This is a genomic window from Alteromonas sp. 5NS40-0096 (assembly GCF_057544385.1).
Window position 1 is genome coordinate 347252 of record NZ_BAAJLQ010000003.1, and the last position, 22097, is coordinate 369348.

The following is a 22097-nucleotide window of genomic DNA, read 5'->3' on the forward strand; positions in this document are numbered from 1 at the left end:
GCCTATTCACATCCTTACTTGATTGGCGAGCGAAATAGGCTCGCCAAATTCCCATTTTTTAATTGTTGCTGTACCAAAATTCTAATTATTCTCGATTTGGAGATACCGGTAATTGCGGATAGCTTAGTCAATGACGCAATCGTATCTTGATTAAGCGAAAAGGTGGCATGCTTAGTCTTATTTTCTCGCAGGCACGCGGGACCCTCAATAATTGACAATGCCACAGGATCTTGTAGCTCTCTGGGCAATCCTTCACCCAACGAATACGCTAAAGCTCCATCGATGAAGTCCTCGACGTTGACGTTTTTGGGACTAACTGAAGGCGACGACTTTTTGAGATTCAATAAACTCACTGCATTCCCCTTTACCACGGGTCAGTAACTCTTCGATGATACTCTGTATTTCAATTGCCGCTTTTCCATTGGGTTCACTTTCGATTACCGATTGACCATATTCCTCAGAATCGTCATACATATTGCGACTAAATGTCACTGAATTGAGAACCGGGATATCAAACGAGCGGCAAACGTCTTTCGCTTCCAAGATTCTTGGTGCCAATGTCGGAAGAGAAGGGCATTGAGTAATGACACAAGCCACGTTCATTTTAGGGTTAACCATCTTGCAGGTCGAAATAATATCTTCCATATGTGGGACGGTTTTTAAGTCCCGCCGTTTTGGGCGCAGCGGAATGAGTATGTGATCCGCCACGGCCATACTAGAGCGCAAGGCTAAGTTATCTTGCCCACCACAATCGATAATGACGTAATCATAGTGCTTTTTTAAACTCAACAACTCGTTGCGGATTTTGCCGTATAACTGAATACAGTTTATTGGCGTCAGCGCGCTATTGGCATTTCGTTCGTGGATCCAATCTGATGTTGTGCGCTGGGGGTCGCAATCCACCATTAAAACACTATCGGTTTTGTTGTTTCTCAAAAATACAGCGATGTTTTGGGCCAAGCAGCTTTTGCCACTACCGCCTTTTTCACCACCTACTAGGATGATCATATTTACAGTCCTCGACATACCAAATTCATTTACCCTGAACCACGTTCAAAATGGTATTGACTGAAAAAGTGAACTCGACAGCTAAGGTTCTAAGCACGTGACGGAGAATATAGCCAATTACACTTAGCTGTCTCAGTTCGGTAACCCCGCTACCTTATTTTTACACTTAGGCCGGAAGCTTTGCGACACGGCCTTTCGAACCGTTTAGCCTTTTTCAACTGGTGTGCATTGCGGGAGACAGTGCAATGCACACTTCATCACTTTAAATGATAAACCCGCATTCCTACGTATATCGATTGATAATGTAGTGTGTTGCAAGATACGATATCTGGTATTGAATATGCTCAGTATGGAATGAGTAGGGTTAGATTTTATTGGAGAGTGCTTTGATGCGCGTATTTTTGTGTTGTGTGGGGCTTAGCTTAGCGGCATTGAGTTTAAAAGTTCAGGCAAGTTCTTTGGAGGAAGGTTTAGCCCAGTTTAATGCGATCTACCAAGCTGAGTTGGGAGAAGCTCGAGTGTGTAGCGATAATGAGCAAGTTTATCGCCTGTGTTCCTCGGTGCTCAAAAATGAGGGAAATGCGCCATACATCCTCCACCATGGCGTGCCTACTGCCAACGTTGTCGTGCTTTTTCACGGGTTGAGCGATTCGCCGTTCTTTTTTAGAGACATCGCGCAATCGCTGTATCAACAGGGCGCGAACGTTGTTGTGGCGCTTTTACCTGGTCACGGACTAAAAGACGCCGATGATGATATGGAAGACTGGGATCTAGCTGAACGCTGGGCTTCACATGTTGCACAAGTTTCAGAAATAGCCCCCAAGTTGGGAAATAAATTGTTTGTTGGCGGCTTTTCTACTGGTGGTGCGCTTGCAACCCAATACTACTTGGCTGAAGAAAACCGCATTGACGGATTAATGTTGTTCTCTAGCGCTTTGGCGTTATCACAAGACGCCGAGGATATGTCTAATATTTGGGGTATTAAACTTGTCGCATTACTCGTGGATGGACACTATGAAACTGACGGCCCCAACCCTTATAAATATCCGGGAGTGGCCGGCTTCGCTGGGATGGAGTTAATGGAAGTAATTAACGCCATCAGAGATCAGCTAGCATTGGGGAAGAAAGTCGAGGTGCCTTTATTCATCGCCCATTCGCAAGATGACGTTACAACGCCGATTTGGGGAGTTGAAAACCTAATAGAGCATTCCAATGGTGGCAACACCTTTTTTGTCATCGATAAGAGTTATGAACTTTGTCACGCCGATGTTGTGGTGAGCCCCAGTATGTTAAGCGATATGGCATTTGACGAGAGTAAGCTCGAACAGCCAGAAAAGTGCGTAATACCGCAGGCGAATCCTTTGTATAAGCAGATGATTGCGACGCTCCAATCCTTTGTCGAGCAATATGGCGCATCGTCAATTCAGTAGCACTAAATTAACGATTGACATGTTCTTGTAAAAAGGTCACATTTACACCATGAAATTTGCACAGCTAAGCCTAAATATTATTGTCCTCGTCATTATTAATCAGTGGCGGGTTAGCTAGTGCGCATCTAAATTTGAAAACCCGCCGCAAAGGCGGGTTTTTTTATATCTGAATTTGCGGCCAACCTAATGAGAGACGACAGAAATGAGTAAAGCCGCAATATCAAACCAGTTGAATGCCATCCATGACGCTTTTAACCGAGGCGACAACGATGCGTTAAAAGCCTGCTATACCAATGATGCCCACATTGTACCCAAGCCCCTCGCAGGGCCAGGGCACTGTGCATCAATCGTGGATAATGTAAATGAATTTCGAAAAAAGTACGCTCGCGAGTACATCGTTAGCCATGGTGCTGAAGTAGTACTGGAAGCGGGGGACGTAGCTTTGGTAATGACAAACTTGTATCTTGCAGAGAAGAAAAGTGACGTGCTGCCATGTGAACCGGTTAAAGCCGTATATGTTTTTCGAAAAGGGGGCAATGGTATTTGGCAGTGTGCGGTAGACAACTTCTTCGGCGTCGATCTATTGACCTATTCCTGAATCAAGGGCCCCAAGGCCCTTGTTAGTCATCTAATGAGTTTGTGCGAAAGCTTCAGCTTGTCGCCAAACTCTCAGCACGTTCCCACTGAGAATCTTTTCGATGTCTGGTTGTGAATAACCCCTGTTGAGAAGACCTTCAACGAGATTGGGAAAACTTGATACATCTTTAAGGCCAATCGGAAGGGAATCGCCAACGCCATCGTAATCCGAACCTATGCCGACATAGTCGATGCCAATCGTATCAACGACATGATCGATATGGTCCAATACGTCTTCTAGGGTTGAATAGGGATAAGGGTGATCTGTCGCATAGCTCGCTTCAAATGCATCAATAGCGTCTTGAGTATCGCCGTGTTGTTTTACATAAGCACTTTTGGCTTGATTAAACTTGATGCGGTACTGCTGCGCTTCTTTTGTAACAAAGCCGGAGCCAAAGTTGATCATAATGACTCCCCCGTTTCGGGCAAGCGCCTTTAACATGGTATCGTCCATGTTGCGTTCAAAACCTGGCGTGAAACGTCTTAACGACGAGTGAGAGGCGATTACCGGAACCCGAGTAATGTCGAGCGCCTGATAAAATGCGTCATCTGATACATGAGAAATGTCGACTAACATACCGATATTGTTCATTTCCCTTATCAACACTTTGCCAAACGGACTCAGTCCTTTCCATTTTCTCCTCAAATCATAAGAGGAATCACTAATGTGGTTGGCTTGAGAATGAGCCAGAGTAATGTAGCGCACTCCTCTGTTGTAAAACGCATGTAGGTTACTCAGCTCACCCTGAATGGGCGAACCATTTTCCATTCCCATAGGTAGAGATATTAGCCCAGATTGGAAATGCAGTTCGACGTCGTTCACACTTCTGGCGATAGCAAATTTATCTGGAGACTGTTCAACGATTTTTTCTACGTAATCGATAAGCGTATGAGCGAGTGCCGTCGACTCTGGTGAATTGTCTAAGCTGGCAGGTACGTAAATCGACATAAACGGCGCGTTCAATCCTCCGGCGACGGCTCGAGGATAATCAAAATCGCCGCCTTCGGTCGCTTGTGAAACGTCAACCCATTTCTCTTGAAGCCGATAAGGCACATCAATATGACCATCGACAATGATGGTGTTTTGAGTGATGGTGTTCGCCAGCTGGCGGTTGCTCTCATCACTTTTGGACGATGTTGTTGACGCACAACCTTGGATGAGGGCGGCAGCGACTATGGCTGAATACCAGCAATGTTTGTTCATAGTGAAAGCCGCCTTTATTGCGTTTGCAGGTGTTGTTCGAGAAACGTCGCCAACTCGCGGTAGAAAATGATTCGGTTTTGTATTTTACTCACCGAATGCCCTTCATCTGGGAAACGTAAGTAAGTAACTGGCAACCCTTTCTCGCGCAAGACTTTCACCATCTCATCTGATTCAGCCACGGGATCTCTGGGGTCGTTGACACCATGTTCGAAAAACATAGCACCCTTTATATTACCCACGGTATTAATTGGGGAGTTTTGCTCATAAAACGTTTGCCACTTTTGTTCGCTTATGTCGCCATATTCAATTCTGTCGGAAGCTTTGAGGCCCGGAGATGCCGTTTGCAACGCCCTAACCCAATTGGACACACCCACAAATGAAGCGCCAGCCTTAAAGGCGTCTGGATACTTACCCATTACAGCATTTACCATGTATCCTCCGTAAGAGCCACCCATGACAGCGGCGCGACCAGTGTCGATTCGAGGATCGGTAGCAAGGTAGGTGAGGGCATCCACTAGATCGCGGACTGAATCTAAACGTCGTTCTTGATTGTCCAGTCGCATATAGGTTTTACCGTAGCCTGTTGAACCCCTCACGTTGATATCTAGCACTGCAATACCTTTGCCTACGAGATATTGTGTCAGCGGTGTCCATGTTGCTCTCGCTTGTGCAGTCGGTCCGCCGTGAACATCGATGACAATGGGAAAGGCTTTGGTAACATCACCCGCTGGTTTCTCCGGCATGTAGAGCAAGCCGTGTAAAGTCACATTGTCCTGTGCTGGGAAGGATATTGGCGTTGGCGTGACTAATTTATTGGGTGAAATTCCGGCCATCGTGGGGTGGTAGGCCACTTCAGAATAGCCGCTCTGCGCATCGACGATGTAGATGTGACCTGGCGTGGTGGGACCATTGACTCTGACACTAACCGCCGTGCTTTTGTCAGCACAGCTAATTTGATATACACCCTGTGGCAGAGTAATAGGTTTGACTTTGTTTTCACTGAGTTGTTTGACCCACAATTTGTCAAAACCATCTATGTTTTCGGTCCACAATAAAATGGAATCGTTATAACACAGGCGGGCATTGTTCAAATCAAAACGACTGCTTTCTATCACCTTTGTTTGCTTTGTGGCGACTGAATACTCAAAGATGGCATTCATCTCTCTGTCTAAATTAGAGACAAAAAACAATCTTTGCCCAGTGCCATCCCAATTAAATGCGTTAAACGCACTGGCTATTTCTGGCTTGAATAGTGGTGTGAGGGCTTTGGTCGAGGCATTAAGCATGTATATGTCTTGCGCATCTTCGCCTCGTGTCTCTGCGACTAAGAGGTTTTGGGTGTTGGGCTGCCACGCTCTCGGGAAAAAACCAAATTCGGCTTCCAATAGGAGCGTTGTTTCACTTTTACGCATGTCATACTGATAGATGTCGAAGTCTCTACCATTTCGCTCAGTTGAAGCAAAAGTAAAGGATTGGCCATCTGGTGCAAAACCACCAAACGAACGGAAGGCGTCTGAGGCCGGTAGCAATATCTGTTCTTGTAAACCGTTGCGATTGATTAGATAAAAGGCTTCCCTTTCGTTCCCGTCATTGTCAGCACCGTAAACCAGTGTTTGGCCATCTGGATGCCATCGGTAAAATGAAATGCCTGGGCCAAACGTGAGTTGTCTTGCTTGGTTACCATTGACCTGTTGAACCCATAATTGCCGAGTCCCTGTAATTGAACTGACAAAGGCGATATGAGTGCCAACGTTGTTAATGGAAACCTGCGTTGCTCCGCGGACCGCGAGAAATCGTGAAATATCAATAGGGTTTTCGCCTGCTAAGGTGATCTGAGTATTTTGAGCCTGTGGCGTATCTTGTGGATAAGGCCAATCAGCAGCGCTCGCTGCCAATGGAAGCAATAGCATGAGTGTAAGGAATCGCATGGGTTTGCCTTGTTATTAAGTCGTGTGCGAGGGAAAAGCGTACGAATTTCCATCAGTCAATGCAACACGAAGGGCTCAGTTGTCGTTTTTTTCCGATGGTTACTTGGATGTGAGGGGATGAATCGAACAAAACTTGTACAGTGTGGCTTGAAGATCCTCACAGACAGCAAATGATCTAAGTACGTACAGCGTTGAATTTAAGCATAAATCTCTATGTTGATTATTTGTAATAAAAGGTTAAACAAACTTTCGAAATTCAGGGGGTGACTTAGGGCTATAAATGGGACATACTCCGTATTGACTCGTGCTACCCATAAGCATGAGAAGGAAATAAAGTAAATCCCCGTGGTAGACCTTTCCCATTCTGAATCCGGTGCTTGACTGAGTAAATACTGTCATTGAATACCGAGCATCAAACAGGATGCGGAGTTTATTTTTACCTGTACAGACGGCTACTACACGCAAACAATGAGAATAAAATTATGGTGATGAATTACGTACCGCTCGACAAAAAAAAGCACAAAGAACTTAAAGTAGCGGTAGATCCTACTTTTGCATACGCTCAAAAGAGCCACCTTGCAGCAGCGTCAATCCGTGAATTCGCGCAACTTGCAGGTGCGATGCCGTTAGTTGTTATTCAGGACCCGATTTCGAACAACCATCACGTTGTAGCTATGCTAGGTCTAGAGCAAGATCAAAACCTTTTCTTGAACGACGGTAAGTGGTTAGCACCTGCCATTCCTATGAACATTATTCGTTATCCTTTTGACGTGCGCGCCGAAGGCGAAAACTTAGCAGTATTCGTCGATGAAAACAGCGACTTGTTGAATGATAAAGGCCAAGCCTTGTTCGATGAGAAAGAAGAGCCAACTGATTTCTTGAAGAGCCGCCAACAATTCCTTGGTGACTTGGCTAACAGCGAAATGTTGACTCAGCGTTTTGTTGCGAAAGTGGTAGAGCTTGATTTGCTTGAAGACGTTGAAATTCGCGTCGCCTATGAAAATGGCCAAAGCCGCAATGTAACAGGCATGAAGAGCATCAATGAGAAGAAACTACAGCAACTGGATGACGCCACTATCGTTGAGTTGCACAAAGCGGGTTTCTTAGGCGCAATGTACGCTGTGATGATGTCTTTGAGCCAGCTTAACCGTATGGTTGAGTTGTCTAACAAAACAGACAATCCAATTCGCAACATGCAAATTGCGCTTACGCAGCAAGAAGGCAAAGAAGCCGCTCAAGAAGAGAAGAAAGACTAATTCATCTCGACATCGCGTGAGGCAAAGCTTCACGCGATCATTCCATCCCTAAACGATATACCCACTCCCCACTTATAGAGTTCGCCGTGCTTAGCGCTGAAATGTTGGGCAACCGATTTATTTGTTCTAAAAAAGGTTAGATACCTTACCAATGTGGTTTTATCCCACATATCAACTACTTCGTGATCGCAATTCGTACACACATTGAATATACAAGCTTCAAGCGCTCCTGCCGTGGCCTTTTTTGCTTGACAGTGGGAAGGGATGATACCTAAACTGTCAATTAGTGGGTAAAAGTGGCAAATTGTGGATCGATAATCAACGTTTTGCAGATCAGCACTCAAAAAACAAGAAAAACAACACCTAAAAAAAGGCTAGGGGAATGTTCCGCGGCGCTAATGCAATCAATCTGGATTCAAAAGGACGATTAGCAATACCTACAAAGTATCGCCAATCGTTGCTGGATGATTGTAACGGACAGCTGGTCTGTACAATTGACACTCAACAAAGTTGTTTGCTGCTTTACCCGCTTCCCGAATGGGAAGAAATTGAATTAAAATTGAGTAAGTTTTCTAGCATGATCCCGCAAGAGAGACGGATGCAACGTCTTCTTTTGGGTTACGCCACCGAAGTTGAGATCGACAAAAATGGTCGTTTCCTCATACCTGCTCCTCTCCGTCAACATGCAAAATTAGACAAAGAAATCATGTTGGTGGGTCAACTTCATAAATTTGAGATTTGGGATGCCGTTGTTTGGGCCGATCAAATTCATATCGATATGGAGACGGAAAAAGCAGGGGATTACGAACTTACAGAACGCATGCAGGATTTTGTGTTATGAGCAGTTCGTCTACTTCACCTTCATTCTCTCACACCTCTGTACTACTCTACGAGTGCATTGAAGGTTTGGCGATCAAACCAGATGGCGTATACGTTGATGCCACGTTTGGTCGTGGCGGACATACTGGTGAAATACTCAATGCGTTGGGTGATAAAGGGCGAATGATTGCTTTTGATCGCGATCCTCAGGCCATAGAGGTCGCGAAGAAGATTCAAGACCCTCGATTTACTATCATTCACGAACCCTTTGCACAAATGGCGACTGAACTCGATAAGCTTGGTCTTGCGGGTAAAGTCGACGGCGTATTAATGGATTTGGGTGTGTCCTCGCCGCAGCTCGATGACGCGGAACGCGGTTTTAGTTTTTTACGAGACGGCCCGCTTGATATGCGTATGGATACCACGAGAGGGGTTAGTGCCGCTGAATGGTTGGCTCAAGCTGAAGAGCAGGATATCGCGCAAGTGATAAAGGAGTTTGGCGAAGAAAAATTTGGCAAGCGTATCGCCCATGCCATCGTCAATACGCGAACCGATACACCAATTACACGAACCGCTCAACTCGCTGAGTTAATTGATCACGCTGTGCCTGTCAAAGACAAATACAAACACCCTGCTACACGAGCCTTTCAAGGTATTCGTATATACATCAATGCTGAGCTTGAACAACTGCGAGTCGGTTTAAAAGCCGCCACACAAGTGTTAGCACCAGAGGGCCGAATGGCCATTATCTCGTTTCATTCGCTAGAAGATCGGCTCGTCAAACGTTTCATGAAGGAGCAAAGCAAAGGGAAGTCTCTACCTCCGGGTTTGCCGATGACCCAAGCACAGATCGATGAAGATAAGATACTCAAAGTCATAGGAAAAGCAATCAAACCTAGCGATGAGGAGATAGCGCACAATGTGCGCTCCAGAAGCGCTGTGTTAAGGGTGGCTGAAAAACTATGACAGCAAAGACCAACTTCAATTTACTGCTCATACTGGTCTCAGATTTGGCCCGCAACAAGTTGCGGGTTTTGTTGTATTTAGTGGTTCTAAGTAGTGCGATTTCGGTCATTCTTAGCAGTCACCATAATCGGCAACAAAACATTGCCCTTGAAGAACTGATGAGAGAGAAAGATGACTTGGATGTCGAGTGGCGCAACTTGGTGCTGGAACAGCGTGCGCTTACTGAACACAATCGTATCGAAAGCCTCGTTAAAAATAAGCTAGAAATGCATCGGCCTAAGGCAGATGAAGAGGTCGTGGTGAAAGTGAAATGACGACTATGCCATTGACCAAAAAGCCGCGTAAAGGCGCTAAAGAAAACGTAAAGCCCAGTCTAGTTCATTGGCGTTTTATCGTAGTCCTCGTTGTCGTGATCAGTGTTTTTGCTGTGTTGAGCCTCAGAGCGGCTTACATCCAAGTTATCGCACCAGATGATCTTATTCAGCAGGGTGATTCTCGGACATTGAGAACGCGAAACATGCCGACATATCGCGGTCTTATTACCGATCGCAACGGCGTTGAGTTGGCCGTAAGTGTTCCTGTGAGAGCCATTTGGGCAGATCCTAAAATTATTCATGAGAAGAATGCACTTAGCGAAGAGAGGCGCTGGTTGGCGTTGGCCGAAGTACTTGGCCAAGATATCGATAGTTTGGCGTCTAAAGTGGCCAATCCAAAACGCCGCTTTGTGTACTTGCAGCGCCAAGTTTCTCCTGCCATGGCTGACTATGTTGAGAAACTGGACATCCCCGGTATCTACCTTAGAAAAGAGAGTCGTCGGTATTACCCAAATGGGGAGGTAACCGCACAACTGATCGGTATCACCAACGTCGATGATGCGGGTATCGAAGGACTCGAACGCCTCTACAATGATTGGCTCACAGGCACGCCCGGTAGCCGAAAAATTCGTCGTGACGCAAAAGGTCGTCAAGTCGAAATTCTTGAAATGAAGAGTGGCGAAGAGGCGGGCAATCTGCAGCTAACCATTGACCAGCGAATCCAAGCGCTTGCATACAAAGCAATTAAAGAAGCCACGATTTATTATCAAGCGTCATCGGCATCGGCCATCGTGATTGATGTTGAGACCGGGGATATTTTAGCGATGGCAAATACGCCTTCGTTTAACCCTAATGATCGCTCGAATGTGTCAGCGCATCGCATGAGAAATCGCGTGATTACCGACGCGTTTGAACCTGGCTCATCGTTAAAACCCATGGCTGTTCTCGCCGCTCTCGAATTTGGCGAAGTGAAACCTGACGATATCATTGATACTTCACCTGGGCGGATGCGCCTAGGTGGTAGTTTAGTGAAAGACCCTCGCAATCTGGGAAAACTGTCATTAGAAGAAATCATTCAACATAGCTCTAACATGGGTACGTCTAAACTGGCGTTATCTGTGCCAAAGCAGTTTTTGATCGATACTTATTACAACCTTGGGTTGATGTCCGATACGGGTTCAAATCTACCAGGCGAGAGTAGTGGTATTTTCCACGAAAGAAATCGCTGGAGTCAGTTTGAGCTCGCTACCCTGTCGTTTGGTTACGGTATCTCGGTGACTACTGCACAGTTAGCGAGAATGTATACCGCGATTGCGACAGGGGGAATCAAACGTCCATTGAACATCGTTAGCCAATCTCAAGACACTGGATGGAAACCTGAAGAAGAGCGGGTGGTCAGTGAAGAAAATGCCAAGGCTTTGATGGCCATGATGGAAAGTGTGACCGCTGAGAAAGGATCGGGCAAAAAAGCGAGAATTCCAGGCTATAGAGTGGCAGGAAAAACGGGAACAAGTCGCAAAGCCATTGCGGGTGGATACGGAGAGGAATACGTCAATATATTTGCGGGTATCGCGCCTTTGACCAACCCCAAACTCGTCACCGTTGTATTGATCAATGAACCCGGTGGAGATTTGTATCACGCTGGTGATACCGCGGCACCTGTTTTTTCCACCATAATGGGTGGTGCTTTACAAATGCTGAACATTGCACCTGACGACAAACACGTGTCTACCACTGGGTGGGCTAATGGAGGCACTCGTGGTGGTTAGTGCTTTTGTACAGAGTGCCCAAATTTGGCTAGAAAAATTTGGTATTGCCGCGCCTGATATTCGTATTGAAGGGCTAACTCTAGACAGCAGAGAAGTGAATACGAAACTGGCCTTCGTTGCGGTAAAAGGCCATGCACAAGATGGTAGAGACTTTATTCCACAGGCCATCAGCTTAGGTGCGAAATTGATTCTGTGTCAGACGGACAAAAGTGCTGAACACGGCCAAATGGAGATGCGCGATCATTCTATTATCGTGCAGTTTCATCAATTGAATGAGACGTTATCATCACTAGCTGCAGCGTTTTATGACTACCCAGCGAACAAGCTTGATACCATCGCCGTCACTGGAACGAATGGCAAAACGTCAGTCGTTCAATTAATTGCTCAAATTAAATCCACACTGGGCGTCAGCAGCGCCGCTATTGGCACGTTAGGTAGTGGAATTTATGAAGGACAAGAAACGCAATGGGCACAGTCAGCAGCCGCTAACACGACACCTGATGCGATTTCGATGCAATATTTACTTGCTGACTTTGTTCAGCACGATGTTGGCCAGGTGGCATTTGAGGCGTCCTCACATGCATTGGTTCAGGGCCGCTTAAACCAAGTGAAAACGGATATTGGGGTATTTACTAACCTCAGCCGAGACCATTTGGATTATCACGGTGATATGGCTAGCTATGGTGCGGCGAAAAGACGCTTAATTCATCAACCTGGCACTCACACTCTTGTCTTGAACCTCGACGACCCTGAGAGTCAATATTGGCGTCAAGAGGCCAAGTCTGAGCAAACCCTCGTTTGGACATCTTTGTCAGAATCCGCCAATCCTATGCCACAAGATCGCCATTGTTTCGCCACAAGTGTCGAGTATCTTAATGATGGCGCTAGATTTTTTCTGGATACAAGCTGGGGTAAAGGCTGGGTGCGAACCCATTTATTGGGCCAGTTTAATGTTGCAAACCTATTGTCAGCTGTCGCGGCGCTATTGGCTCAAGGAATACGCTTTGAAGATTTGATAGAAGTATTGGCGAATGTTGTTCCTGTTGCTGGCCGGATGGAAATGTTTGCGATGCACGGCCATGCCAACATTGTCGTTGATTTTGCACATACCCCCGATGCACTAGAGCAGGCACTTTCCGCTGTTCGTCAACACACCAAAGGGCAGCTTTGGTGCGTATTTGGCTGCGGTGGAGACAGAGATGTTGGTAAGCGGCCACTTATGGGCAAGGCCGCTGAATTAGGTGCAGACAAGGTGGTAATCACAACGGATAACAGCCGTTCTGAGGCACCGTCAGCCATTGCCGATGACATTCTCAAGGGCATGCAGTTCCCTCAACACGTGATATGTGAACCTGATCGAGAAACAGCGATACGTATGTGCCTTGAACAAGCGAATCCAGAAGATATTGTCCTAGTCGCAGGAAAAGGTCACGAGGACTACCAGATAATCCTCGGTGAACGGAATAATTATAATGAACGCGCAGTAGTTGCACGTATGCAACAGGAGTTTTGCCAATGATCGCAAGAACACTGTCATGGATAGCAGAAAAAGTGGGAGGTCAGCTAAAAGGCCAAGACCTGACCATTTTGGGTGTAAGTACGGATACACGAACGTTAGATGAGGGCGACTTATACATTGCTCTCGTTGGTCCTAATTTTAATGGCCATGAGTTTGCGCCTTTTGCTGTAGGCGCAGGTGCAGTTGCCGTGATAGCCAGTGAGCCAGTCGACGTAGATGTACCCGTTATCTTAGTCGAAGACACGAAATTGGCGCTCGGTGCGCTTGGTGCGGCAATAAAAGAGGTCGTCAATCCAAAGACGGTTGCCATTACGGGGAGTAGCGGAAAAACAACGGTTAAAGAAATGACCGCTGCCATCTTGCGTCGCAGAGGAAAGGTACTAGCAACAAAAGGTAATTTTAATAATGACATTGGTGTGCCGCTGACTTTGTTAGAATTGGAGGAAGGGCATGATTTCGCTGTTATTGAACTCGGTGCGAACCACCTTGGTGAAATTGCTTATACCACTCAGTTGGTCAAACCCGATATCGCGACAATTGTGAATGCAGCGGCTTCTCATCTCGAAGGCTTTGGCAGTTTGTTGGGTGTTGCACGGGCAAAAAGTGAGATATTTAAAGGTTTAGACTCCGCGGGTATTGCGGTTGTTAATTCAGACAGTCAGTTCGCGAACTTCTGGCTCGGGAAACTGCATCAACGAAAGACTATTACCTTTTCTCCAGACCAAAACAGTCAAGCAGATTTTACTGCGCAAGACGTGATTATGGGGCTTGATGGGTGTGCAGAATTTCAGTTGCATTGCCCGTCGGGAAACATCTCGATTCAGCTAAAAGTACCGGGCTTACACAATGTTGGTAATGCTTTGGTCGCCGCTTCACTCGCGTTAAACGTTGGCGCAACGCTGCAAGATGTTCAAGCCGGTTTAATGGATATGCACCAGGTTAAAGGCAGATTGAATGTTAAACAACTCAGTGGCCAAACCAAACTCATCGATGATAGTTACAATGCCAACGTTGCTTCAGTGAATGCCGCGGTAGACACCTTGTCATCTTTCTCAGGAGTACGGGTTTTGGTTCTAGGAGATATGGCGGAGCTCGGCGAGAAAGCCCGTTACTATCACGAACAAGTTGGCGCTTATGCGAAAGAGCAAGGTATTGATTATTTGTTTTCCATGGGGGTATTAAGCCGTCAAGCGAGTAAATTGTTCGAACAACAGGGGTTTCATGCCGATGACGTTGCGGACCTGATGAGTGTATTGGAATCTGTTTTAATCAACGAACTTAGAGATATCACGATCTTAGTGAAGGGCTCAAGAAGCTCAAAAATGGAGCGTGTTGTAGAGGCACTCGAGGCCTCTGTGTTGGGAAAGCTTGAACGCCGTCGGGAGCGCATCGCATGCTAATTTGGCTCGCCGAGTGGCTAACCCAGTTTGAATCGGGTTTTAATGTATTTTCTTATCTCACAATGCGAGCGATCCTGAGCACCCTAACGGCGCTGCTTATCGCTATTCTCATTGGCCCTAAGATGATCAGATGGCTGCAAACAATGCAGATTGGTCAAACTGTACGTGATGATGGTCCTCAAAGTCATTTATCCAAAGCGGGGACACCGACGATGGGGGGCTTACTGATTTTGGCTGCCATCGTAACTAGTGTTGTGCTGTGGGCTGATCTGACCAACAAGTATGTACTTGTCACACTCGCTGTTGTTGTGGGCTATGGGATCATTGGGTTCGTGGATGACTATCGAAAAGTGATTCGCAAAGATGCCAAAGGGCTTATCGCTAGGTGGAAATACTTTTGGCAATCCGTCATCGCGCTGGGTGTTGCGTTTTACCTTTATACGACTTCGACGATGGCGGCTGAAACCTCTTTGCTACTGCCTTTTTTCAAAGATGTCATGCCGCAGCTCGGCTTGATGTACTTGGTCGTGGTTTACTTTGCTTTGGTGGGGACCAGCAATGCGGTCAACTTGACTGACGGTTTGGATGGCCTCGCCATTGTCCCGACAATTCTCGTAGCCGGTGCCTTTGCCATCTTTGCTTACGTTACGGGCAATATCAATTTTGCAAGTTATCTCAATATCCCACACATCCCACTAACCAGTGAGTTAGTGATCGTGTGTACTGCCATCGTTGGCGCTGGGCTCGGGTTCCTGTGGTTCAACACCTATCCTGCACAAGTATTTATGGGAGATGTTGGTTCGCTGGCTTTGGGAGGAACCCTCGGTGTATTAGCCGTTTTAGTCAGGCAAGAATTAGTACTCATTATCATGGGCGGCGTTTTTGTTATGGAAACCGTCTCTGTGATTTTGCAAGTCGGCTCTTACAAATTGAGAGGGCAGCGTATTTTTAGAATGGCACCTATTCACCACCATTACGAGCTGAAAGGTTGGCCAGAACCAAGGGTTATTGTGAGATTTTGGATTATTTCACTCATTCTCGTATTGGTCGGTTTAGCCACGTTGAAGTTGAGATAAGGCAGAGATGAATTTAGCAGCGAAAAACTGGGTTGTCGCGGGCTTGGGGGTTACAGGCAGAGCATCTGTAGACTTTCTTGCGCGCAGTGGCGCTCAAGTTAAGTGCTGGGATACGCGAGAGACCCTGGTGATTCCTGAAGATTTTTGCCATGAGGTTGCCCTTGGTAAGGTCGAAGATAGTTACTGGGAAGGAGTCGACATTTTAGTGTTGAGCCCGGGAATCTCTCCTCAACTTGATGACATTCAACGAGCCTTAGCCCACGGCGTTGAAGTGATTGGTGATGTAGAACTCTATGCGCGAGTCAACCAAACCCCAGCGTTTGGTATTACTGGATCGAACGGTAAAACGACAGTTACCTTACTACTAACTCATATCCTGGATGCATTTGGCTTCAAAGTGATGGCAGCGGGTAACGTTGGGAAAGCGGTGCTCAATACGGTTGATGAAGATCTCGATTACGTGGTTATCGAGTTATCCAGCTTTCAATTAGAAACGACATCTTCGCTGAAATTGAAAGGTGCCACAATTTTGAATATTAGTGACGACCACCTCGATAGGCATGGCACGATACTAGCGTATGCCGCAGCGAAGCAAAGAATCTATGACAATGCCGATTGCGCGGTTTACTGGCGAGGCCAGGCGGCAACGTATCCCAATGTTGATGTGGTTAAACAGCTCACTACGGGATTGGGTAATGTCAGTAACGATTTCGGGTACGACGACACGAGCCGGCACATTCTGTTTAAAGGCGTTCCGGTTTTAGATATGCGTCGTTGCCAACTGTTAGGCAAACACAATGTATTGAATATTCAAGCAGCATTGGCACTAGCAACGTTAGCTGGTATCGAGCCGCAAAATGCAGCAGAGGCGGTGTATAGTTTTGTTGGTGCGCCTCATAGGTGTACGGAAATCGGGACGTACCGAGGGGTGCGCTTTATCGATGACTCTAAAGCGACAAATGTCGGTGCCACAGTCGCAGCAATCAAAGGGTTGTCTGACAGTGTCGAAGGTAAATTGATATTGATTGCAGGGGGCGATGCAAAAGGCGCAGACTTATCGCTGTTAAAGCCCTCGTTGGATAAGCACGTTGCGAAACTTATTACCTTAGGCAGAGACGCGAATAAGCTTTCCGTGTTGTCAAACCATGCCCATATTGTCGCCAATATGCACGAGGCCGTTGGCGTGGCATTTAGTCACGCTGAACCCGGTGATGTAGTTCTACTTTCGCCAGCATGTGCCAGTTTAGACATGTTTGAAAACTATCAGCATAGAGCGCGAGTGTTTACTGATGCTGTTCTTCAAGAGGCGGGCGAATAATGCAAGCAACACAAACGTTATCCGCTATGTTTGCTGCACGTCATGACGAACAAGGTGTGCGTTCACCTTACGATGTTGGACTGCTGCTGGTCGCTCTAGCCCTGATGTCAATCGGCTTGATAATCGTTACCTCTGCGTCCATGCCCATTGCAGATAGGTTGTATGACAACCCCTTTCATTTCGCTATCAGACACACAATTTATCTGATCGCCGCGACGATAACGGGCATGATAGTTATTCAACTCCCGATGCAGTTTTGGCGCGTCACTAACCCCTATTTGCTACTCGCCGCAATTGGTTTGCTGTTGGCGGTTTTGGCCATCGGACGAAATGTAAATGGTAGTACTCGTTGGCTTGCTTTGGGCCCGATTACAATTCAAGCCGCTGAGCCTGCAAAACTTTTCTTTTTTTGCTACCTAGCCGGCTACCTAGTGCGACGTTACGAAGAAGTGACAGAAAACTTAAAGGGCTTTATTAAGCCGTTAATTGTTTTCTTTGTACTGGCATTGTTGCTACTTATGCAACCCGATTTGGGTACGGTTGTTGTCATGTTTGCAACAACAATAGGTCTACTTTTCTTAGCAGGAGCTCGGCTCTGGCAGTTTTTTGCTTTGGTTTTTGTGGGCTTACTCGCCGTAGTCGCATTGATTGTTTTTGAAGAATACCGGTTAAAACGGGTGACCTCCTTCCTTGACCCTTGGGCTGATCCATTTGGTAGTGGTTACCAGCTAACTCAATCGTTGATGGCTTATGGGCGGGGAGATTGGCTTGGTCAGGGATTGGGTAATAGCTTGCAGAAACTTGAATTTTTGCCAGAAGCGCATACCGATTTTGTTATGGCTATACTCGCCGAAGAGTTAGGTTTCGTCGGCGTAATGGCAGTTTTGGCGTTGATCCTTTGGATGGTGATTCGAGCGCTCCACATAGGTAACAAAGCTTTATCTGCAGAACGTCCTTTTGATGGATATCTCGCCTACAGTATAGGTATTTGGTTTAGTTTCCAAACGGCCGTCAACATTGGAGCGAGCGCAGGAATATTACCGACTAAAGGCCTGACTTTGCCTTTAGTAAGTTATGGTGGCTCGAGTCTTATTATTATGGCGATTGCGGTAGCTATTTTGATACGTATAGATTTTGAAATCCGAGTTGATGGTGTTCAAGCGCTGGCCAAAGGAGAAAAGCGCGCGACTAAAAAGCAGATCAAAGCGCCTGCCAACGATACCGCGCAAGTTGACGTTGAGGACACTATCGATGACTAAGGTGTGTTTGATTATGGCCGGCGGTACTGGAGGGCATGTGTTTCCCGGTTTAGCTGTGGCAGATGCACTTGTGAAAAAAGGGTGGCACGTTGAATGGCTTGGGACCGCAGAGCGTATGGAAGCCAAAGTGGTTCCTACACATGGATATCCTATTCACTTTATTCCGGTTAAAGGGATAAGAGGTAAAGGGATGTCATCAAAAATTAAGGGTCTCTTCGGAGCACTAAAAGCGCTGATGATGGCGATTAGAACCGTTCGTTCCATTCAGCCTGATCTCGTCATCGGAATGGGCGGCTACGCCAGTGGTCCAGGTGGTATTGCAGCATGGTTACTTAAGAAGCCATTGGTATTACACGAACAAAATGCGGCTGCGGGTTTAACTAATCGTATTCTCGGCAGATTTGCAAAAAAAATCTTGTTGGGATTCGAACAAGCCAAAAGCTCATTTAGCTATAAATTGACTGACTGCGTTTATGTCGGCAATCCAGTGCGGAACGATATCGCATCCTTGCCAGCTAAGACGGCTGTATCTGAGCCGATAAACCTTCTGGTAATTGGTGGAAGTTTAGGTGCAAAAGCATTAAATGAGGTCTTGCCTGAGGCAAGCCGCTCAGTTCATGAGGTCAATATTTGGCACCAATGTGGTGAGGGCAATAGCGATCGGGTAGCAGCGAGTTACGGTGCACGCCACGGGGAGCTAAAGGTTACGGATTTTATTGAAGATATGGCGAGTGCTTATCAATGGGCGGATATAGTGGTGTGTAGAGCGGGAGCGCTGACAGTCGCGGAAGTCTCCGCAGCGGGCCTTGCGGCGATATTTGTGCCTCTGCCCCATGCGGTCGATGATCATCAAACTAAAAATGCGATGTTTTTAGCTGAATCAGGCGCAGCCAGAATCGTCAAGCAAAACGATTTGCAAAGTCAACTTGAAGCCAATATTGCCGAATTAGTTTCTGACCCGCATTTGTGTTTGGATATGGGTAATAAGGCAAAACAAATAGCGTTAGTAAACGCCACACAAGACGTCGTAGTACAGTGTGAAACACTGATAGGAGTGGCAGCATAATGGTGTTAAAAACACCTTTTCAAAGTCCGCAAATGCGGAAAGTCGAAACCATATTCTTTATCGGTATCGGTGGTGCTGGTATGGGTGGTATCGCAGAGGTATTGCTCAACGAAGGTTACCAAATTGTTGGTTCTGATATCCAACAAAGTGCAATGACAAAAAGGTTAGAGGGCCTTGGAGCTCAGGTAAAGATAGGCCACGCATCAGACAATGTGGAAGGCGCTGATGTTGTCGTTGTATCGAGTGCAATTGACGAACTCAACCCAGAAGTGCAATTCGCCAGAGCCAACCGAATCCCGATCATTCGTCGTGCTGAAATGCTAGCTGAATTAATGCGCTTCCGTCATGGGATTGCGGTGGCGGGTACGCATGGCAAAACGACCACGACTAGCCTAATAGCGACAATATTTGCAGAGGCGGAACAAGACCCAACATTCGTCATCGGTGGCTTGCTCAACAGTGCTGGAACGAATGCTAGATTGGGAAGTAGTCGGTTTTTGATTGCGGAAGCCGATGAAAGTGACGCTTCATTCCTGCATTTGCAGCCGATGGTTTCCGTTGTCACTAATATTGAAGCCGACCATATGGATACATATGACGGTGATTTTAACAAAATGACAGATACCTATGTTGAGTTTCTCCACAACCTGCCTTTTTACGGACAGGCCATCATGTGTGGTGATGACGAAACGATACAGTCATTGAGACCCAAAATTGGACGTAACATCGTGACTTACGGTCTGGGTGAACACAATGATGTCAGGGCTGACAACGTAAAATTAGAGCATGGCCGAGCGGTATTCGATGTAATCCGTCCTGGGCGAGAAAGGTTGTCGGTCACGCTTAATCTGAGCGGTATACACAATGTACTCAATGCGCTTGCCGCGATCGCAGTTGCGACTGATGAACAGATAGAAGACAGTGCGATAGTCAAAGCGTTGGCTGAATTTGGTGGTATTGGCCGGCGTTTTGAAAAATTGGGTGAGTTCGCGACGTCAAAAGGACAAGTCACACTGGTCGACGATTATGGTCATCATCCAACAGAAGTACGCGCGACAATAGACGCAGCGCGAAACAATTGGCCGGACAATCGGTTAGTTATGGTGTATCAGCCTCACCGTTATACTCGAACTCGAGATTTGTATGAGGACTTTGTAGAGGTTTTATCGAAAGTTGATGTATTGCTGCTACTCGATGTTTATGCGGCGAGTGAGCAACCTATAGAAGGGGCAGACAGTAAATCTTTGTGTCGGTCTATTCGACTCAGAGGGGATGTTGAACCCGTTTACGTTGGTGACCCAGAGCAGCTAGACAAAATAATGGCGAATATTGTGAAAGATGGCGATATTGTGATGACTCAAGGCGCTGGCAATATTGGTAAGTTGGCAAAACACCTACAGAAACTGGAAATGGAGCCTGAGGCGTTGAGGGGTGAGAAAACAGCATGAGTGATGTCACCACTATAGAAAGATACGGAAAAGTCGCGGTCATGTTGGGTGGAGACTCGGCTGAAAGAGAGGTGTCATTGGCTTCGGGCAATGCTGTACTCAACGCATTGTTAGAATGTGGTGTGGATGCTTTTGCCTTCGACCCGGCAAGTCAGCCGCTAACAGACCTCTTGTCTTTGAACGTCGATCGCGTACTGATAATGCTCCATGGCCGAGGCGGCGAAGATGGCACAATGCAAGGTGCACTTGAACAACTCAAGATTCCGTACACAGGAACGGGTGTTTTGGGCTCTGCGTTGGCTATGGATAAGGTAAAAACGAAACAAATTTGGGAATCTTTGGGTTTATCCACCGCAAAATACGAAATTGCTGACAAAAGGCACTTTGAAGCTGGATCATGCGGCGGTATAATAGAAAGATTGGGGAATGAGGTAATGGTCAAGCCGGCACAGGAAGGTTCCAGTATCGGTATGGCTAAAGTGACAAGCGCTAATGAACTCGTCACTGCAATACAAGACGCATTCAAATACGATAATAAAGTCTTGTTGGAGCAGTACATCGAAGGTTCTGAGTACACGGTTTCTGTAGTGAAAAACCGCGTGCTGCCTTCTATCCGAATGTCTACCCCCCACGTTTTTTATGATTATTCAGCAAAGTACCAAGACAATACTACTGAGTACTTTTGCCCCAGCGGATTGAGCGACGAAAAAGAAGCTGAATTGGCTGGGATGTGTGCAACTGCCTTTGATGCTGTTTCGGGCGGAGGATGGGGCCGCATTGACGTGATGCAAGACCAAAATGGCCAGTTTTACTTGCTTGAGGCGAACACAGTACCAGGCATGACTGAAAAAAGCTTAGTCCCCAAAGCTGCAGCAGCAGATGGTATGAGTTTCAGTGAGTTAGTGTTGTCCATTTTGGATACAAGCTTCGAGGAATGTGCATGACCGAGCACACTCAATCAAGAGCGCACCTTATTGGAGGCTTGTTGTTTTTGATTAGCATATTGACTGGTCTTGTGGTTGGAGGCATGCAAGTTCATGCTTGGCTTCAAGATGAGCAACGTGCGCCTGTGCAGGTCGTCGATTTTTCGGGCGATTTTAAGCATATTGATGTGCTCAAACTCGAGCGCTTAATACGCGAATCACAACCGGGTAGTTTTTTTTCCTTGGATGTGAATGATGTTTTTGAGCTGATTGAAGCGCAGCCTTGGGTTTATCGCGCATCGGTAAGAAAGCAATGGCCAAATACATTGAAGATTTATTTGGTTGAGCAAACTGCGGTGGCGCAGTGGAATGAAGATTTGTTGCTCAACCCATACGGCGAATCATTTGGCGCAAGTGCACATGGACTGTCGTTGCCAAAACTATTTGGGCCCGGTGGTAGCGAGCGGACGGCACTTGAGGGCTTCAATGCGATGCAGACGTTGTTGTCTAGTATGGAATTGCCGATTGTTGAGTTATCACTCAGTGAGCGTTTTGCATGGCAAATTCAACTCGAGAATGGTGTTGAATTGAACTTGGGAAGGCAGGAATTTATTGACCGTTTACAGCGTTTTATTGACGTGTATCCGTTGTTAGTGAAGCAGCCTAACGCCATTGAGTATGTTGACTTGAGATATGATACCGGGTTGGCAGTAGGCTGGAAACAGCGCGAAGACAATAAAAGTTAAATAGAAAGAGAG

Annotated in this window: 20 protein-coding genes and 1 riboswitch; of the genes, 16 read left to right on the forward strand and 4 right to left on the reverse strand. The window is 46.6% G+C overall.

Annotated features, from left to right (window positions below):
* Nucleotides 1-14: 14 nt before the first annotated feature.
* A complete protein-coding gene (locus AC27G9_RS11455; RefSeq protein WP_487074265.1) occupies nucleotides 15-353 on the reverse strand; it encodes a ribbon-helix-helix domain-containing protein in 339 nt (112 codons plus the stop codon).
* On the reverse strand, nucleotides 313-1008 hold the full coding sequence (locus AC27G9_RS11460) for an AAA family ATPase (RefSeq protein ID WP_487074267.1): 696 nt from the start codon (nucleotides 1006-1008) through the stop codon (nucleotides 313-315). The genes AC27G9_RS11455 and AC27G9_RS11460 overlap by 41 nt, the downstream gene beginning before the upstream one ends.
* Nucleotides 1009-1144: 136 nt before the next feature.
* A riboswitch (cyclic di-GMP riboswitch) is annotated at nucleotides 1145-1228 on the reverse strand.
* Between the two features lie 169 nt (nucleotides 1229-1397).
* On the opposite strand from AC27G9_RS11460, the gene AC27G9_RS11465 reads away from it, so the two are divergent.
* Nucleotides 1398-2438 (forward strand): alpha/beta hydrolase, encoded by a 1041-nt coding sequence (locus tag AC27G9_RS11465; RefSeq protein ID WP_487074679.1) that lies wholly within the window; start codon nucleotides 1398-1400, stop codon nucleotides 2436-2438.
* Between the two features lie 202 nt (nucleotides 2439-2640).
* Nucleotides 2641-3036, forward strand: coding sequence for a YybH family protein (locus tag AC27G9_RS11470; RefSeq protein ID WP_487074269.1), 396 nt, complete (start codon nucleotides 2641-2643; stop codon nucleotides 3034-3036).
* Nucleotides 3037-3066: 30 nt separating this feature from the next.
* Here AC27G9_RS11470 and AC27G9_RS11475 read toward each other — a convergent pair whose 3' ends face one another.
* Both AC27G9_RS11475 and AC27G9_RS11480 read right to left on the reverse strand, forming a co-directional pair.
* Nucleotides 3067-4278: a dipeptidase gene (locus AC27G9_RS11475; RefSeq protein WP_487074271.1), complete on the reverse strand. Its 1212-nt coding sequence runs from the start codon at nucleotides 4276-4278 to the stop codon at nucleotides 3067-3069.
* Nucleotides 4279-4292: 14 nt separating this feature from the next.
* Nucleotides 4293-6206, reverse strand: coding sequence for a S9 family peptidase (locus AC27G9_RS11480; RefSeq protein ID WP_487074273.1), 1914 nt, complete (start codon nucleotides 6204-6206; stop codon nucleotides 4293-4295).
* Nucleotides 6207-6688: 482 nt separating this feature from the next.
* Here AC27G9_RS11480 and AC27G9_RS11485 point away from each other — a divergent pair, with 482 nt between their 5' ends.
* The 14 genes from AC27G9_RS11485 to AC27G9_RS11550 all read left to right on the forward strand — a co-directional run bounded on the left by AC27G9_RS11485 (nucleotide 6689) and on the right by AC27G9_RS11550 (nucleotide 22085).
* A complete protein-coding gene (locus AC27G9_RS11485; protein ID WP_487074275.1) occupies nucleotides 6689-7462 on the forward strand; it encodes a SapC family protein in 774 nt (257 codons plus the stop codon).
* 382 nt (nucleotides 7463-7844) lie between these two features.
* Nucleotides 7845-8303 carry a division/cell wall cluster transcriptional repressor MraZ gene (gene mraZ, locus AC27G9_RS11490; RefSeq protein WP_487074277.1) on the forward strand — a complete coding sequence of 153 codons (459 nt, stop codon included), beginning with the start codon at nucleotides 7845-7847 and terminating at the stop codon, nucleotides 8301-8303.
* Complete coding sequence (gene rsmH / locus AC27G9_RS11495) at nucleotides 8300-9247, forward strand: 16S rRNA (cytosine(1402)-N(4))-methyltransferase RsmH (protein ID WP_487074279.1); 948 nt, start codon at nucleotides 8300-8302, stop codon at nucleotides 9245-9247. Before mraZ ends, rsmH begins: the two co-directional genes overlap by 4 nt.
* Nucleotides 9244-9561, forward strand: coding sequence for a cell division protein FtsL (ftsL, locus tag AC27G9_RS11500; RefSeq protein WP_487074281.1), 318 nt, complete (start codon nucleotides 9244-9246; stop codon nucleotides 9559-9561). Before rsmH ends, ftsL begins: the two co-directional genes overlap by 4 nt.
* Nucleotides 9558-11330 (forward strand): penicillin-binding transpeptidase domain-containing protein, encoded by a 1773-nt coding sequence (locus AC27G9_RS11505; RefSeq protein WP_487074283.1) that lies wholly within the window; start codon nucleotides 9558-9560, stop codon nucleotides 11328-11330. Before ftsL ends, AC27G9_RS11505 begins: the two co-directional genes overlap by 4 nt.
* Nucleotides 11308-12849 carry a UDP-N-acetylmuramoyl-L-alanyl-D-glutamate--2,6-diaminopimelate ligase gene (locus AC27G9_RS11510; RefSeq protein ID WP_487074285.1) on the forward strand — a complete coding sequence of 514 codons (1542 nt, stop codon included), beginning with the start codon at nucleotides 11308-11310 and terminating at the stop codon, nucleotides 12847-12849. Before AC27G9_RS11505 ends, AC27G9_RS11510 begins: the two co-directional genes overlap by 23 nt.
* Nucleotides 12846-14249: a UDP-N-acetylmuramoyl-tripeptide--D-alanyl-D-alanine ligase gene (locus tag AC27G9_RS11515; RefSeq protein WP_487074287.1), complete on the forward strand. Its 1404-nt coding sequence runs from the start codon at nucleotides 12846-12848 to the stop codon at nucleotides 14247-14249. Before AC27G9_RS11510 ends, AC27G9_RS11515 begins: the two co-directional genes overlap by 4 nt.
* The gene (mraY, locus tag AC27G9_RS11520) at nucleotides 14243-15325 is read left to right on the forward strand and encodes a phospho-N-acetylmuramoyl-pentapeptide-transferase (RefSeq protein ID WP_487074289.1); all 1083 of its coding nucleotides are present in this window, start codon (nucleotides 14243-14245) and stop codon (nucleotides 15323-15325) included. Before AC27G9_RS11515 ends, mraY begins: the two co-directional genes overlap by 7 nt.
* Before the next feature lie 7 nt (nucleotides 15326-15332).
* Nucleotides 15333-16643, forward strand: coding sequence for a UDP-N-acetylmuramoyl-L-alanine--D-glutamate ligase (murD, locus tag AC27G9_RS11525; protein WP_487074291.1), 1311 nt, complete (start codon nucleotides 15333-15335; stop codon nucleotides 16641-16643).
* Nucleotides 16643-17902, forward strand: a complete 1260-nt coding sequence (ftsW, locus tag AC27G9_RS11530; protein ID WP_487074293.1) for a cell division protein FtsW — start codon at nucleotides 16643-16645, stop codon at nucleotides 17900-17902. Before murD ends, ftsW begins: the two co-directional genes overlap by 1 nt.
* The gene (murG, locus tag AC27G9_RS11535; RefSeq protein WP_487074295.1) at nucleotides 17895-18968 is read left to right on the forward strand and encodes an undecaprenyldiphospho-muramoylpentapeptide beta-N-acetylglucosaminyltransferase; all 1074 of its coding nucleotides are present in this window, start codon (nucleotides 17895-17897) and stop codon (nucleotides 18966-18968) included. Before ftsW ends, murG begins: the two co-directional genes overlap by 8 nt.
* On the forward strand, nucleotides 18968-20416 hold the full coding sequence (gene murC, locus AC27G9_RS11540) for a UDP-N-acetylmuramate--L-alanine ligase (protein ID WP_487074297.1): 1449 nt from the start codon (nucleotides 18968-18970) through the stop codon (nucleotides 20414-20416). Before murG ends, murC begins: the two co-directional genes overlap by 1 nt.
* Complete coding sequence (locus tag AC27G9_RS11545) at nucleotides 20413-21360, forward strand: D-alanine--D-alanine ligase (protein ID WP_487074299.1); 948 nt, start codon at nucleotides 20413-20415, stop codon at nucleotides 21358-21360. Before murC ends, AC27G9_RS11545 begins: the two co-directional genes overlap by 4 nt.
* Complete coding sequence (locus AC27G9_RS11550; RefSeq protein WP_487074301.1) at nucleotides 21357-22085, forward strand: cell division protein FtsQ/DivIB; 729 nt, start codon at nucleotides 21357-21359, stop codon at nucleotides 22083-22085. The genes AC27G9_RS11545 and AC27G9_RS11550 overlap by 4 nt, the downstream gene beginning before the upstream one ends.
* The last annotated feature ends 12 nt before the right edge of the window (nucleotides 22086-22097 follow it).

Excerpts from the sequence above, each read along its gene's own strand:
- murG (WP_487074295.1), top strand. The coding sequence starts at position 17,895 with ATGACTAAGGTGTGTTTGATTATGGCCGGCGGTACTGGAGGGCATGTG.
- AC27G9_RS11485 (WP_487074275.1), top strand. The coding sequence starts at position 6,689 with ATGGTGATGAATTACGTACCGCTCGACAAAAAAAAGCACAAAGAACTT.
- AC27G9_RS11465 (WP_487074679.1), top strand. The coding sequence starts at position 1,398 with ATGCGCGTATTTTTGTGTTGTGTGGGGCTTAGCTTAGCGGCATTGAGT.
- mraZ (WP_487074277.1), top strand. The coding sequence starts at position 7,845 with ATGTTCCGCGGCGCTAATGCAATCAATCTGGATTCAAAAGGACGATTA.
- AC27G9_RS11505 (WP_487074283.1), top strand. The coding sequence starts at position 9,558 with ATGACGACTATGCCATTGACCAAAAAGCCGCGTAAAGGCGCTAAAGAA.
- murD (WP_487074291.1), top strand. The coding sequence starts at position 15,333 with ATGAATTTAGCAGCGAAAAACTGGGTTGTCGCGGGCTTGGGGGTTACA.
- mraY (WP_487074289.1), top strand. The coding sequence starts at position 14,243 with ATGCTAATTTGGCTCGCCGAGTGGCTAACCCAGTTTGAATCGGGTTTT.
- AC27G9_RS11480 (WP_487074273.1), bottom strand. The coding sequence starts at position 6,206 with ATGCGATTCCTTACACTCATGCTATTGCTTCCATTGGCAGCGAGCGCT.
- AC27G9_RS11460 (WP_487074267.1), bottom strand. The coding sequence starts at position 1,008 with ATGATCATCCTAGTAGGTGGTGAAAAAGGCGGTAGTGGCAAAAGCTGC.
- ftsW (WP_487074293.1), top strand. The coding sequence starts at position 16,643 with ATGCAAGCAACACAAACGTTATCCGCTATGTTTGCTGCACGTCATGAC.
- ftsL (WP_487074281.1), top strand. The coding sequence starts at position 9,244 with ATGACAGCAAAGACCAACTTCAATTTACTGCTCATACTGGTCTCAGAT.
- AC27G9_RS11470 (WP_487074269.1), top strand. The coding sequence starts at position 2,641 with ATGAGTAAAGCCGCAATATCAAACCAGTTGAATGCCATCCATGACGCT.
- AC27G9_RS11545 (WP_487074299.1), top strand. The coding sequence starts at position 20,413 with ATGAGTGATGTCACCACTATAGAAAGATACGGAAAAGTCGCGGTCATG.
- AC27G9_RS11475 (WP_487074271.1), bottom strand. The coding sequence starts at position 4,278 with ATGAACAAACATTGCTGGTATTCAGCCATAGTCGCTGCCGCCCTCATC.
- rsmH (WP_487074279.1), top strand. The coding sequence starts at position 8,300 with ATGAGCAGTTCGTCTACTTCACCTTCATTCTCTCACACCTCTGTACTA.
- AC27G9_RS11510 (WP_487074285.1), top strand. The coding sequence starts at position 11,308 with ATGGAGGCACTCGTGGTGGTTAGTGCTTTTGTACAGAGTGCCCAAATT.
- AC27G9_RS11515 (WP_487074287.1), top strand. The coding sequence starts at position 12,846 with ATGATCGCAAGAACACTGTCATGGATAGCAGAAAAAGTGGGAGGTCAG.
- murC (WP_487074297.1), top strand. The coding sequence starts at position 18,968 with ATGGTGTTAAAAACACCTTTTCAAAGTCCGCAAATGCGGAAAGTCGAA.
- AC27G9_RS11550 (WP_487074301.1), top strand. The coding sequence starts at position 21,357 with ATGACCGAGCACACTCAATCAAGAGCGCACCTTATTGGAGGCTTGTTG.